Origin of the sequence: Paenibacillus rhizolycopersici, from assembly GCF_014947195.2 — a bacterium.
Taxonomy (GTDB): domain Bacteria; phylum Bacillota; class Bacilli; order Paenibacillales; family Paenibacillaceae; genus Fontibacillus; species Fontibacillus rhizolycopersici.
In genome coordinates, this window is record NZ_JADCNN020000031.1 from 32719 (window position 1) to 45842 (window position 13124).

Annotated in this window: 13 protein-coding genes; 12 read left to right on the top strand and 1 reads right to left on the bottom strand. The window is 54.6% G+C overall.

From position 1 onward, the window contains the following. Window positions 1-102 precede the first annotated feature (102 nt). The 9 genes from def to spoVM all read left to right on the top strand — a co-directional run bounded on the left by def (window position 103) and on the right by spoVM (window position 9064). Window positions 103-585, top strand: a complete 483-nt coding sequence (gene def / locus IM700_RS21455) for a peptide deformylase (protein WP_155605531.1) — start codon at window positions 103-105, stop codon at window positions 583-585. Between the two features lie 10 nt (window positions 586-595). Beyond that, complete coding sequence (gene fmt, locus IM700_RS21460; RefSeq protein WP_193418617.1) at window positions 596-1555, top strand: methionyl-tRNA formyltransferase; 960 nt, start codon at window positions 596-598, stop codon at window positions 1553-1555. Between the two features lie 149 nt (window positions 1556-1704). Further along, the gene (gene rsmB, locus IM700_RS21465; protein WP_239484121.1) at window positions 1705-3093 is read left to right on the top strand and encodes a 16S rRNA (cytosine(967)-C(5))-methyltransferase RsmB; all 1389 of its coding nucleotides are present in this window, start codon (window positions 1705-1707) and stop codon (window positions 3091-3093) included. A 151-nt stretch (window positions 3094-3244) separates the two neighbouring features. Then, window positions 3245-4291, top strand: a complete 1047-nt coding sequence (gene rlmN / locus IM700_RS21470; protein WP_193418612.1) for a dual-specificity RNA methyltransferase RlmN — start codon at window positions 3245-3247, stop codon at window positions 4289-4291. Between the two features lie 6 nt (window positions 4292-4297). Further along, window positions 4298-5071, top strand: coding sequence for a Stp1/IreP family PP2C-type Ser/Thr phosphatase (locus IM700_RS21475; protein WP_193418610.1), 774 nt, complete (start codon window positions 4298-4300; stop codon window positions 5069-5071). After that, window positions 5068-7218, top strand: a complete 2151-nt coding sequence (gene pknB, locus IM700_RS21480; RefSeq protein ID WP_193418608.1) for a Stk1 family PASTA domain-containing Ser/Thr kinase — start codon at window positions 5068-5070, stop codon at window positions 7216-7218. The genes IM700_RS21475 and pknB overlap by 4 nt, the downstream gene beginning before the upstream one ends. A gap of 32 nt (window positions 7219-7250) precedes the next feature. Beyond that, window positions 7251-8165, top strand: coding sequence for a ribosome small subunit-dependent GTPase A (gene rsgA, locus IM700_RS21485; RefSeq protein ID WP_155605525.1), 915 nt, complete (start codon window positions 7251-7253; stop codon window positions 8163-8165). Window positions 8166-8169: 4 nt separating this feature from the next. Further along, window positions 8170-8844 (top strand): ribulose-phosphate 3-epimerase, encoded by a 675-nt coding sequence (rpe, locus tag IM700_RS21490; protein WP_155605524.1) that lies wholly within the window; start codon window positions 8170-8172, stop codon window positions 8842-8844. A gap of 139 nt (window positions 8845-8983) precedes the next feature. Then, entirely contained in the window at window positions 8984-9064 is an 81-nt protein-coding gene (gene spoVM, locus IM700_RS21495) for a stage V sporulation protein SpoVM (RefSeq protein WP_036621610.1), read from the top strand. A 192-nt stretch (window positions 9065-9256) separates the two neighbouring features. Here spoVM and rpmB read toward each other — a convergent pair whose 3' ends face one another. Next, window positions 9257-9445 carry a 50S ribosomal protein L28 gene (gene rpmB / locus IM700_RS21500; protein WP_009225259.1) on the bottom strand — a complete coding sequence of 63 codons (189 nt, stop codon included), beginning with the start codon at window positions 9443-9445 and terminating at the stop codon, window positions 9257-9259. A gap of 210 nt (window positions 9446-9655) precedes the next feature. Here rpmB and IM700_RS21505 point away from each other — a divergent pair, with 210 nt between their 5' ends. From IM700_RS21505 to IM700_RS21515, 3 genes are read left to right on the top strand one after another with little or no spacing between them, the layout of a single operon-like run. Continuing rightward, a complete protein-coding gene (locus IM700_RS21505) occupies window positions 9656-10015 on the top strand; it encodes an Asp23/Gls24 family envelope stress response protein (protein WP_193418606.1) in 360 nt (119 codons plus the stop codon). 15 nt (window positions 10016-10030) lie between these two features. Beyond that, window positions 10031-11803, top strand: a complete 1773-nt coding sequence (locus IM700_RS21510; RefSeq protein WP_193418603.1) for a DAK2 domain-containing protein — start codon at window positions 10031-10033, stop codon at window positions 11801-11803. Between the two features lie 25 nt (window positions 11804-11828). Beyond that, window positions 11829-12701, top strand: a complete 873-nt coding sequence (locus IM700_RS21515; protein WP_155605522.1) for a DegV family protein — start codon at window positions 11829-11831, stop codon at window positions 12699-12701. Window positions 12702-13124 lie beyond the last annotated feature (423 nt).

Genomic DNA, 13124 nt, shown 5'->3' on the forward strand with positions numbered 1-13124 from the left:
GCTTGAAATGATCCATTTTTTATCCGTTGACATATATTTGGGTTAGAATAAGGAAAGAGCCATAGAAACTAGCAAAGTGAAGACGGGAAAGGGAGTGTCACCATGGCGATTCGGATTATCGTGAAGGAACCGGACGAAGTGCTGCACGAAGTAGCCAAGGAAGTCAAGAAAATTACACCCAACATTCAGAAACTGTTAACCGATATGGCAGATACGATGTACGACGCAGAGGGCGTCGGTCTGGCTGCACCACAAATCGGCATTCTCAAACGGTTGATCGTGGTGGATGTCGGGGATGAGCACGGACTGATCGAGCTGGTTAATCCAGAAATCGTGTCCACGGAAGGCGAGCAATTTGGGCCGGAGGGCTGCCTTAGTATTCCAGGTTATCGCGGGGATGTCCGCCGGGCGATGACCGTTACGGTCAAAGGGCTGGACCGCAACGGCAAGGAAGTGACGTATACAGGTTCGGAACTGCTGGCACGGGCTTTTCAACATGAGATTGACCATCTGAACGGTGTGCTGTATACGGATGTGGCGGAAAGAGTATATGAGATTACGCCTGAAGGTGAAGAGAAGGAGTGAATACCGCCCGATGAATATCGTTTTTATGGGGACGCCGGCGTTTGCGGTGCCTTCACTCGAAGGGCTGCTGCGCGAAGGTTATAACGTTGTTGGCGTCGTCACGCAGCCGGATCGGCCGCAAGGCCGCAAGAAGGTGCTGACGCCGACGCCGGTGAAGGAAGCCGCTTTGCGCCGTGGGCTTCCCGTGCTGCAACCCACACGGATGCGCGCGCCGGAGGCTGTGGCGGAAATTGCTGCACTTCAGCCAGATTTGATCGTTACCGCGGCGTATGGCCAGATTTTGCCGAAAGGCGTGCTTGAGCTGCCGCAATACGGCTGCTTGAATGTGCACGGATCGCTGCTGCCGAAATACCGCGGCGGGGCGCCGATTCAGCGGGCGATCATTAACGGTGAGAAAGAAACGGGCATCACCTTGATGTACATGGCCGAGGGGCTCGATACCGGCGACATGATCGCTAAAGCCGTTGTGCCAATCGAGGATGAGGATACGTCGGGCACATTGTTCGAGAAGCTGAGCGAAGCCGGAGCGCGGTTACTGCTGGAGCAGCTGCCGCAGATCCTTGCCGGGACGGCGGCACGCATTCCTCAGAACGATGCGGAATCGACCTATGCGCCGAATCTGTCGCGTGAGGACGAGCGCATCGACTGGAGCGCAACCTCGCGGCAAATTTATGATCGCGTACGGGGACTTGTACCTTTCGCCGGCGGATTTACGACCTGGAACGGCGAGGTGTTCAAGGTCTGGGCGGTAGCCAAGCCAGCGGAAGGCGGTGCATCTGCAGGGGCGGAACCGTTGAGGGTTGGACAAGTGCCGGGGACAGTGCTGGCGCTCTCGCCGCAGGGGATCCAAGTTAGAACCGGTGACGGCTCCGTATGGCTGACCCGGGTTCAGCCTGCCGGCAAGAAAGCGATGGAGGCCGGCGAGTTCATACGCGGCGGTGTGATGAGCATCGGGACGGTCCTGTCATGAGCCGCGCCAATCATGGCTCGGGTTTGGGCACAGGCACGGGCACGGGCTCGAGCGGCAAAGGGCCGGGCCAAGGCCGAGGAGCAATGAGACCAGCCGGCGGGGACGGCCGAAAACCAGCGAAGCCAACCGGAACTTCATCCTCCCAGGGGATGGGCCGTGGTTTGATAGCTCCGTCGGCCCGCAGCGTGGCGCTGCAGGTATTGACGGCCGTCGAGCAGGAGGGCGCCTATAGCAATCTGCTGCTGAACGGGGCCCTGCAAAAATCCGGGTTGACCGGACCGGACGCCGGACTCGCAACCGAGCTGGTCTACGGCACTATTCAGCGGTTGAATACCATCGATTATTTTCTGGAGCCGTTTGTAACGAAGGGACTGGCGAAACTGGCGCCCTGGGTCCGTAATTTGTTGCGGCTCAGCTTCTACCAGCTGCATTACCTTGACCGGATTCCCCCGCATGCTGCCGTGAACGAAGCGGTGAACCTGGCTAAAAAGAAGGGGCATCAAGGGATCTCCGGCATGGTAAACGGCGTCTTGCGCAGCGTCCTGCGCAGAAAGGAAGAACTGCGTTTCCCAGAGGGAATGGACCCTGTGCAGCGCATCGCTCTTGAGCATTCCCATCCCGAGTGGATGGTCAAGCTCTGGATTCGGCAATATGGCGAGGAGGCGGCCGAAGCGATTTGCCGAGCCAATAACGAGCCACCTTCGGTCAGCGTTCGGGTCAATCGGGCGAGAATAAGCAGGAACGAAATGATACGTCTGATGGAGGAGCAAGGTCTGCAGGCTGCTGCTTCGAAGATCTCGCCTGACGGTATCGTAGTACATAGCGGCGGCAATATGGCGCTGACCTCGTGGTACCGGGAGGGCTTGATTTCCGTACAGGATGAAAGCTCGATGCTGGTGGCCGAAGCGCTGGATCCGCGACCAGGCATGACCGTTCTGGATTGCTGCGCGGCGCCCGGAGGCAAGACATGCCATATCGCCGAGATCATGGAAGGCCGCGGCCGAGTGCTGGCGAACGACATTCATCCGCACAAAGCGAAGCTGATTGAGGACCAGGCTAAGCGTTTAGACCTGGAAAATATCGATACGTTGTCGAGCGATGCGATGCAGTTGGCCGAGCGGCTGGATGCGTCTTCCTTTGACCGGATTTTGCTGGATGCTCCTTGCTCCGGGCTTGGCGTCATCCGCCGGAAACCGGATTTGAAGTGGGCAAAGACCCCGGGAGATGTGGCGGAGATCGCCGGCGTTCAGCGGGCGCTCCTAGACTCGGCGAGCGGGCTGTTGAAACCGGGCGGCTTGCTTGTCTATAGCACCTGTACGATCGAGCCGCGAGAAAATGCCGAGATGGTCGCCTCCTTCCTGAACCGCCATCCGGAATTCGAGCTAGCCGTGGATGAACCGGCTGGCTGGAGCGGGCGGCAGCCTTTGGAAGCCGCTGCAGGGCGGGTGGAAGCCGGCCTGCAGATTTTGCCGCAGGACGCCCATTCGGACGGATTTTATATCGCCAGGTTGCGCAAGAAGAGCGAAGGAAACGGATGACAAGATAGGTCAAGCGGCTGCCGTAACTGGCGGGCTTGGCCTTTTTGCGTGGACATGTCACGGCTTGCGACTTTAGTCGAAAGGCGATTTATGATAAAATGGGAAGAATGAGTGGACAAATTTTGAAATTAACATGGACAGGTGTGTGAAAATGAAACCTTTTATATATGATTATACGTTGGAAGATTTACAGGAATGGGCCGTCTCGCAGGGAGAACCTGCGTTTCGCGGCGGCCAAATTTTCGATTGGCTGTACGTGAAGCGCGTGAGCTCCTTCGAAGAGATGACGAATCTGTCCAAGCCGCTCCGGCAGAAGCTGCACGGTGAATTCGCGTTCGTTACCCTGCGGGAAATTACCAAGCTCGAATCGAAGGATGGGACGGTGAAATTCCTGTTCGGGCTGCATGACGATCATGCGATTGAAACGGTTATCATGAAGCACAATTACGGCAACAGTATCTGCGTAACTACCCAGGTCGGTTGTAAAGTGGGCTGTACGTTTTGTGCCTCGACGTTGGGCGGCTTGAAGCGTAACCTGACGCCGGGAGAAATCGTCGCTCAGGTTGTGCAGGCGCAGAAAATCCTGGATACGAGAGGGGAGCGCGTTAGTAGTATCGTTATTATGGGAACGGGCGAACCGTTCGAAAACTATGACGCGACAATGAAATTTTTACGGATTATGATTCATGAAAAGGGCTTGAACATCGGACAACGGCATATTACTGTATCAACGAGCGGGATTGTCCCGAACATTTATCGGTTTGCGGACGAGGACACGCAAATCAATCTGGCGATATCGATTCATGCGCCAAACGATGCGCTCCGCTCCAAGCTGATGCCGGTCAACCGGCGCTTTCCGTTTGACGACGTGATGGAGTCGCTGCGCTATTATATCGCTAAAACCGGCCGCCGCATCACGTTCGAGTACGCGCTCATCGGCGGGGTTAATGACCAGCCGGAGCATGCGGAGGAACTGGCCGGCGTGCTGAAGGATATGTTATGTCACGTCAATTTGATTCCGGTCAACTATGTGCCGGAGCGCAAGTACGTGAGAACGTCGCGCAACGATATTTTTCAATTTCAGCGCATACTGGCGGATAAAGGCATCAATGTGACGATCCGCCGCGAGCAAGGCCATGATATTGCCGCGGCCTGCGGGCAACTGCGGGCGAAGCACATGGAGTCTGGTGCGAGGTGAGCGAATGTGATGAATTGTGTTTATGTGAGTGATGTGGGACGAGTTCGTTCCGTCAATGAGGACAGCACGTGGGTAGGCCGGCTGGAGTCGGGGTATACGCTAGCGATTGTCGCGGACGGGATGGGCGGCCATCAGGCTGGAGACATTGCCAGCCGCATGACGGTTGAGACCATTACCGGGGATCTGGGAGAGCTGCCGGCGGGGTTATCGGCGGAAGCCTGCGGGGAAGAATTAAGGAAAGCGATTCTTCACGCGAACGATGCCGTGTTCCGCAAAGCAACAGAACATGTGGAATACCACAGCATGGGCACCACGGTGGTTGCCGGAATATTTGAGGGCAGCGACGGGGTGATCGCCCATATCGGAGACAGTCGGGCTTACCATTTCCGGCAAGGTCAGTTGGTTCAACTGACCGATGATCACTCGCTCGTCAACGAGCTGTTGAAAAACAAACAGATCAGCGAAGAGGAAGCAACGGTTCATCCACACCGCAACGTGGTAACCCGCGCGCTGGGCACCGATGAGCACGTGGAGGTGGACATGAACCGGGTGTCGCTGGAGCCGGGGGATATTCTGCTGCTATGCAGCGACGGGCTCAGCAATTACGTGACGCCGGAACAAATGATCCTGACGCTCGGAAAGGGCGATCTTGGATTACACGATCGCGCCGATCGTTTGCTCCAGCTGGCGTTGAACGCGGGAGGCGACGACAACATCAGCGTCGCTCTGCTGGAACAACATGAAGATGCCGGGTCAGGCATAAAGGAGTGGAATTCATGATCGGACACGAATTGGGCGGTCGTTATCAAATTATCGAACGGATCGGCGGAGGGGGCATGGCGCTGGTATACAAGGCGCAGGACCTTTTGCTGAACCGCTACGTGGCCATCAAAGTGCTGCGTCAACAATTTGTGAACGACGAGGAATTTATCCGGCGTTTCCGCCGGGAGGCGCAATCTGCCGCTTCCTTGTCGCACCCGAATATCGTCAGCGTGTACGATGTCGGACAAGAAGACGAAGTCCATTACATCGTCATGGAATACGTTGAAGGTCAGAACCTGAACGAAATCATCAAAGAACGCGCCCCGCTGCAGGTCGATGAATCCGTACGGATCGCATCGCAGATCGCTGATGCATTGGATCACGCCCATCAAAACCAAATCATTCATCGCGATATTAAGCCTCATAACATCTTAATTGGGCGAAACGGACGAGTGAAGGTAACCGATTTCGGGATTGCGCGTGCGGTCACATCGGCGACGATTACGCAAACCGGCTCAGTAGTGGGCTCGGTGCATTATTTCTCGCCGGAGCATGCCAAAGGTGTTGCCACCGGAGAGAAGTCCGACCTGTACTCGCTCGGAATTGTGTTGTATCAAATGCTGACAGGCCGGTTGCCGTTCCTTGGCGAAAGCCCGATTAGCGTAGCGTTGAAACATCTGCAGGAGCAATTTGACGAGCCGCGGTTGGTTAACCCGATGATTCCGCAAAGCGTAGAGAACATTATTCTCAAGTCGATGCGTAAAAATCCGGCTGAACGGTATCAATCCGCCAAGGAGATGCTGCGGGATCTGGAAACCTGCCTGCTGCCGGAACGAAAAATGGAATCCAAACTGGCCTTTATTGAAGATCATGACGAAGACAGCACGCGAATCATTCCGGCGATCCGGCCGCAGAATCAAGGTTCTTCGGCAGGTCCTTCCAAGCTATCCCGTGATGGAGGGACGGCAGTAGAGGAGCGAGGCAGTTCCCAAAAGAAGAAGGTTTGGGGAAAGCCGGCGCTCTGGGTCAGCCTGACATTGGTCGTCTTGCTCGCTTTGGCCGGTGTCGCCTGGTATGTCACGAACCTGGTCACCGTCCCTGAAGTCGCGGTGCCAAACGTAATCAACCTGGAAGAGGAAAAGGCCATTCAGACGCTGACTGATAAAGGTATTGCCGTCGGGGACATCACCCGGGAATACAAAGAAGGCGTGAATGAGGGCATCGTCTATGAGCAGAGCAAGCCGGAGGGCACGATGGTGAAGGAAGGTTCGGCCGTCGACCTGAAGGTTAGCACGGAGAAACCGCTGGAGAAAATGCCGGCGTTAACCGGGACTTACGAAGAGGCGCTGAAGCAATTAAAGGATCTCGGTGTTGACGAAGCCCGTGTGACGAAAAAAGAGGAAAACAGCAACGAGATCGAACCGAACATGATCATCAGCCAATCGCCGGACGCCGGTTCGGAGTTTAATCCGGAGTCGGTAGACGTCGTGCTGAAGGTCAGCAAAGGACCGGCTGAGGTGAAAATGCCGGATCTCGTGAACAAGACGCAAGCGGAAGCGGAAGCAGCGATTACCGAGCTTGGTTTAAAGCTGGCCGCGGATGGCATAAAGCAAGAGACGAGTTTTGAAGTTGAGGCGGGCAAAGTCACCAAACAGTGGCCGTACGCGCCAAACGATACCGTAGCTCCGGGTTCAGAGGTCACCTTGTTCGTTAGCACCGGGTATCCGCCGGAAGCGATCAACTATACGTTCCAGGTGCCGGCCGTACCAGCCCAAGAAGGTCAAATCAGCAAATACACGATCGTATACGGGGATGCTCGAGGCGAAGGCCGCGAATGGGGCACGCAGAAGGTAGGTAAAGCGCAATACTTGGCGGTAGATCTGGTTCTGGCGCCAAACAAGAACGGTTACGTGACCGTAACGCGTGACGGCGTCATGCTGGATACCTACCCGATCTCGTATATCGATGCCAAGCAAGGAACCGTCCCGGTGCCGCAATTCCCGGATACCGGCGGGACGGATCAGAATACGATGGATATGGATTCAGGTGATAACCCACCCGATACCGGCATGATTTTATCTGGCAAGCTGGCTTCACTCCAGAATGAGTTGGGCATAGTCAAAGGTAAAGGAAAGGCGGGTAAACGAGACAAACATGGCGATTAAGTCAGACCGATACGAAAGAGAGGCCGGCCGATATGCCTGAAGGCTTAATTGTGAAGGCATTAAGCGGTTATTACTACGTGAAGCCGACGACGGCGCAGGCCGGGGCACCGGACGGTTACGTCCAGTGCCGTGGCCGCGGCATTTTTAAGAAGAGAGGCGAGAGTCCACTGGTGGGCGATCGGGTCATCTATTCCCCAACGGAAAACGGGGAAGGGACCGTTGACGAGATTTTGCCGCGGGAAACGGAGCTCGTCCGCCCGCCGGTCGCCAACGCCAAGCTGGCTGTGCTGCTATTTTCTTTGCGGGAGCCGGATCTCAATCTGCAATTGCTGGACAAGTTTCTGGTGCATATCGAGCATGCGGGTCTTAAAACGCTGATCTGCCTCACCAAGGAGGATCTGGTGGAGGAAGACGGACCTGAGGAAACGCCTGAAATCATTAGCCAGGTTAAAGCGTTGTACGAATCGATCGGTTATGACGTCATCGTCACCAGCTCCGTGACCGGGATGGGAACCGAGGAAGTGAAATCGAGCCTGGCTGGGGAGATCAGCGTCTTCTCGGGACAGTCGGGCGTCGGGAAATCCTCGCTTCTTAACGCCATGCTCGGCTTATCGCTGGAGACGAGCGAAATCAGCCTCAGGCTGGGCCGCGGACGTCATACTACGCGTCATGTCGAGCTGATCGAGCTGGAAAACGGCGGTTACGTAGCCGATACACCGGGCTTCAGTCAGCTGGATTTTCTCGAGCTGGGCGTCGAGGAGTTATCCAGCTGCTTCCGGGAATTCACGGATTACGCGGAAGGTTGTAAATTCCGCGGCTGCAGCCATTTGCACGAACCGGGCTGTAAAGTAAGAGAAGCCGCGGACAAAGGCGAAATCGCCGCGACTCGCTATGAGCACTATGTACAGTTCCATGAAGAGATGAAGGAGAAGAAGCGGAGGTATTGACGTCATGAGCAACAACGTATATATAGCGCCATCTATTCTATCGGCCGATTTCGCCAAGCTGGGCGAGGAGGTCGCCGATGTAGAGCGGGGAGGCGCCGACTGGCTGCATGTGGACGTCATGGACGGACACTTCGTTCCGAACCTGACCTTCGGGGCACTGGTGCTGCAGGCCATCGCTCCGCATACCAAGCTGCCGCTGGACGTCCATCTGATGATTGAGAAGCCGGAGGAATACGTTCCGGCCTTCGCTAAAGCGGGCGCACACCTCATTACGGTGCACGCCGAAGCCTGCGTGCATCTGCACCGGGTGCTGCATCTGATCAAGGAGCAGGGGGTTAAAGCAGGGGTCGCGATCAACCCAGCCACGCCGGCTTCGGCTATTCGCGAGGTGCTGGAGGATGTGGACCTTGTCCTTGTCATGACGGTAAACCCCGGTTTCGGCGGGCAAGCGTTCATTCCGGCTACGTTGCGCAAGATTCGTCAGTTGAAGGCCTGGAAGGAAGAACTGGGCTTAAGCGATTTGCGGATCGAAGTGGATGGCGGAATTGCGGCTGCAACGGCGCCGCTGGTCGTGGAAGCGGGGGCGGATGTGTTAGTTGCCGGAAATGCGGTGTTCGGCCAAGCCGACCGACGTGCGGCGATGGCAGAAATCCGCGAGAGCCTGGCCGGATTGGCATAGGCGCTTCAAGATGTGCATACAATGGGTTACATGAGCGAAGGTTCTCATGTAGCCTTTTTTTTGTGGCGGGAATACACGGGTAAATGACATCGAACATAGAATATGGGTGAAGGCATGAGCACGATGGGGAGGGTGAACGATGAAATTTTACACATTCAAGCTGCCTAAGTTTTTGGGAGGTTTCGTTAAGGCGGTACTGAACACGTTTCACAAGAACTAGCGGGCGGGGCCTGAGAACCCGCCCCAAGCAGCGAAAGGGCGCGCCTGGCGGTTCCCGCCATGAAAGGAATGCATCGACCGCGGCTAGAAATGCAGCTGGCGTTAGCCTTTTTGGCGGCTTAAAGCAAAAAGCGTAGTAAAAAAGCACCTCCATAGGAAAAGGTGCTTTTTGTCTATAGTTCGTCCCGAGCCATTACACGCGGGTCACTTTACCGGATTTCAAAGCCCGAGTGCTGACGTATACGCGTTTCGGTTTGCCGTCTACCAAGATCCGGACCTTCTGCACGTTTACGCCCCAAGAGCGCCGATTGCGATTGTTTGCGTGAGATACATGGTTACCGCTGCCTGGCTTCTTGCCAGTCACATAACATTTGCGAGCCATTCATTACACCTCCTGTTCCAGTACACACTGTCTTGAAAATAACAGTTTCTCTTCAAATCACGGTTATTGACAATACTTAAATATAATATCACAGTAAAAAAAGCCCCGTCAACAGATATTGACGTTGGACTCTTTTATTTATTTCTCTCTGTTCTTATAGTACAATATAGTTTAGTCCATAATAATTTCTATGGAAGGAGTGAGGTTGGCGTGGCTGTGAATCTTACGACCGAATATGGACGAATCGATATTTCGGAGGAAGCCATCAAGGTTATCGCCGGATCGGCCGCCATGGAGTGTTATGGACTGGTAGGAATGGCAAGCCGAAAACAGTTGAAGGACGGTATTGCCGAATTGCTGGGGCGAGAGAACTTGGCCCGGGGTGTGGAAGTGAACCTGGATAATCATCGATTAGCTATTCATCTTTATATTATAGTCAGTTATGGCACGAAAATTTCCGAGGTCGCACACAACATACAGCTCAAAGTGAAATACGTATTGAATGAAATCGTTGGACTCGAAGTGGATCAGGTGAATATCGTAGTCCAAGACGTACGCGTATCAAGCTAGGAAGGGGAATTTTCATTGAGTAAGCGTTCTTTAACTGGAACAGATTTCACCGCTATGGTATTGGTCGGTGCGCAGCGGCTCACGGAGCATGCTGAACACGTCAATTCTCTAAACGTATTCCCGGTACCCGATGGGGACACCGGTACGAATATGAATTTGACGATGACCGCTGGCGTAACGGAATTGAAAAACCATGGAGCCGGAGGTTTAGGCAGCAGAGCAGCCACTTTATCCAAGGGCCTCTTGATGGGCGCACGCGGGAACTCTGGCGTCATCTTGTCCCAGCTGTTCCGCGGGTTTAGCCGTTATGCCGCTTCGTTAGAAGAAATGAATACCGTTCAATTTGCCGCTGCTTTGCAAAGCGGGGTGGATACCGCCTACAAAGCGGTCGTCAAACCGGTGGAAGGGACCATTCTGACGGTGGCCAAGGAAGCAGCCAAGCATGCCGTATATTATGCGCGCAGAACAACGGATATCACGGAATTGATGACCGAGGTGCTGGCCAAAGCGAAGGAAGCGCTCGCGGGTACGCCGGAGCTGTTGCCGGTGTTGAAACAGGTTGGCGTCGTGGATTCGGGCGGTCAAGGACTTGTTTATATTTATGAAGGATTCTTGCAGTGGTTGACCGGAGGTGCCAGCAGCGAGGCTGCAGCGACTTTAGGACAAGCCCCCGCGGCCATCGCCAAACCGGAACTTCACACGCCAGTCGCTGCACCGATACATGTCCCGGCTTCGGCACAAGCAAAGCTGGAAACCGAGGATATTGAATTCTTGTATGACATGGAATTTTTCATTAATCGAACGATCGGCGAAATTAAGAATGCTGTTTTTGACGAGGATCAGTTCCGGAAAGCGCTTTCAGTCAATGGCGATTCGATTATCGTGATTGCGGACGACGAGATCATTAAGGTCCACGTCCATTCCAAAACACCGGGTGATGTGCTGAATTTGGCGCTTCGTTACGGTGAAATTACTCAAATTCATATTTTGAATATGCGCGAGCAGCACCGTGATCTGTTGATCGCGGGTATGGACGCAGCACCGATGCCGGAGCTGTTTGCCGAAGTCCCGGTAGAACCTTCACGCCTCGTCGATCCAGCGAGTTTGCCTGCCGATGAGCTGGCACCTTATGGATTTATCGCCGTTGCTTCGGGCCAAGGCATTTCGGAAATCTTCACCAGCCTGGGTGTCGATGTCGTTTTGTCCGGTGGGCAAACGATGAACCCGAGCACCGAGGATTTCGTTAAGGCGATCCAATCGATTTCGGCTCAGCACGTGTTTGTGTTGCCGAACAACTCCAATATTATCTTGGCCGCTCAGCAAGCGCGCGATTTGCTTGAAGGGGAACGCAGCGTTACCGTTATCCCTAGCAAGAGTATCCCGCAGGGGATTGCCGCAGCGTTTGCTTTCCAAGAGGAAGAAAGCGTGGAGTCCAATCAGGATAACATGCAGAACGCCGTACAACATGTGAAGACGGGCCAAGTCACGTATGCAGTTCGCGACACCATGTTCGACGATTTGGAAATTACGGCCGGCCACTATATCGGCATCGCCGATTCCAAGATCGTAGCAACCGAAGAAGGCCTGTTGGAAACAAGCCAGGGTTTGCTGGCTAAGATGTTGGCCGGGGGCGACGAAATTGTGACGGTTCTGGCCGGTGAGGAAGCCGACGGAGCAATGACAGACGCATTGGTGGGCTGGATTCATGAGGAGTATCCTGACGTCGAAGTCGAGGTCCATAACGGCGGACAACCGATTTATTATTATTTATTTTCGGTAGAATCCTGATCCCGAGGAGAGGATGAAGATACCTATGAATCAGGCTGTCATCATTGCCGACAGTACGTCGGATATCCCGCAGGAGACGGTGTCGGAATACGGTATTCATATCGTTCCGATGCGGCTCGCCTTCGGTGACCAATCTTATCTCGAAGGCATCGACATCACGGCGGAAGAGTTCTACGACAAGTTAACGAAGTCAAAGGACCTGCCAACGACGTCGCAAACCTCACCCTCCCAGTATGTGGAGGTTTACCGCAACCTACTTGCGGCCTATCCGGGTTCGCCAATCATTTCAATCCATATCTCCTCGGGGATGAGCGGGACCTATCAATCCGCCGTGCTTGCCAAGGAGATGCTGGAGGAGGAATTGGGGCACCCCGTAGACGTAACGGTAATTGACTCGCTGTGCGCGACATACGGCTTTGGCCTTCAGGTTGTGCATGCCGCACGGATGGCGAAGCAAGGGGCTTCGGTCGAAGAGATTCAGGCGGAGGTTGAACGGTTAGGAAAAGCTCGGCGACTGTATTTTCTCGTTGATTCGCTGGAGTATTTGCAAAAGGGCGGACGGATCGGCAAAGCTGCTGCGATTCTGGGCACGTTGCTGAACATCAAGCCGATTCTGTCGGTGGACCAGGAGGGCGTCATCTACGCTGTCGATAAGGTCCGAGGCCGTAAGAAGGCGGTGTCCCGCGTCATCGAATTGTTCGTGAACGATTTCGGTGGGGTGAAAGATATCAACGTCGCCGTTTGCGACTGCGTGAATCCGGAAGGGTCCGAGGAGATTCTGGAGATGTTACGCCAACACTTCACGTTGCACGAAATCGTCCGCACCAGTATCGGCGCGGTCGTTGGCACGCATGTCGGTCCGGGTACCGTGGCGACGTTTATTTGGCCGGCAAAGTGATTGAGGTTAGGTTGTGGACCTCAAACTCGTGAGGTTTGGAAGAAGCACGTGGTTTGTGCTTGGGCAGCAAACCTAACGGGACGGACCGTAACGTAACTTAACGGACCGTAGAGACCTTATTTGCTTATTTCCCGGGTATTTCCCAAGCTAACGGACTTCAGAGACCTTATTTGGCATATAGGACAGCCCTCCTGTTGTTTTTGTCCGAAATAAGGGCTTCTCGGTCCGTTAGAAGCGGAAGCTGCCGAGAATCGGGCGAATAACGTCACTGGTGTCCGTTAGGTTGGATGAAGCTAGGGAGTGAGTAGCGGAGCGTAGCTGTAAGCTACGTGAGCAACGGAAGGCCCGGGTGAATTCAAGATTTGACGTCGAAATGGCTTCCTCGCTTGTGCTCCGTGATCCAAGGATGACTTTTTGAACTAC

Excerpts from the sequence above, each read along its gene's own strand:
- def (WP_155605531.1), top strand. The coding sequence starts at position 103 with ATGGCGATTCGGATTATCGTGAAGGAACCGGACGAAGTGCTGCACGAA.
- fmt (WP_193418617.1), top strand. The coding sequence starts at position 596 with ATGAATATCGTTTTTATGGGGACGCCGGCGTTTGCGGTGCCTTCACTC.
- rsmB (WP_239484121.1), top strand. The coding sequence starts at position 1,705 with ATGGGCCGTGGTTTGATAGCTCCGTCGGCCCGCAGCGTGGCGCTGCAG.
- rlmN (WP_193418612.1), top strand. The coding sequence starts at position 3,245 with ATGAAACCTTTTATATATGATTATACGTTGGAAGATTTACAGGAATGG.
- pknB (WP_193418608.1), top strand. The coding sequence starts at position 5,068 with ATGATCGGACACGAATTGGGCGGTCGTTATCAAATTATCGAACGGATC.
- rsgA (WP_155605525.1), top strand. The coding sequence starts at position 7,251 with ATGCCTGAAGGCTTAATTGTGAAGGCATTAAGCGGTTATTACTACGTG.
- rpe (WP_155605524.1), top strand. The coding sequence starts at position 8,170 with ATGAGCAACAACGTATATATAGCGCCATCTATTCTATCGGCCGATTTC.
- spoVM (WP_036621610.1), top strand. The coding sequence starts at position 8,984 with ATGAAATTTTACACATTCAAGCTGCCTAAGTTTTTGGGAGGTTTCGTT.
- rpmB (WP_009225259.1), bottom strand. The coding sequence starts at position 9,445 with ATGGCTCGCAAATGTTATGTGACTGGCAAGAAGCCAGGCAGCGGTAAC.
- IM700_RS21515 (WP_155605522.1), top strand. The coding sequence starts at position 11,829 with ATGAATCAGGCTGTCATCATTGCCGACAGTACGTCGGATATCCCGCAG.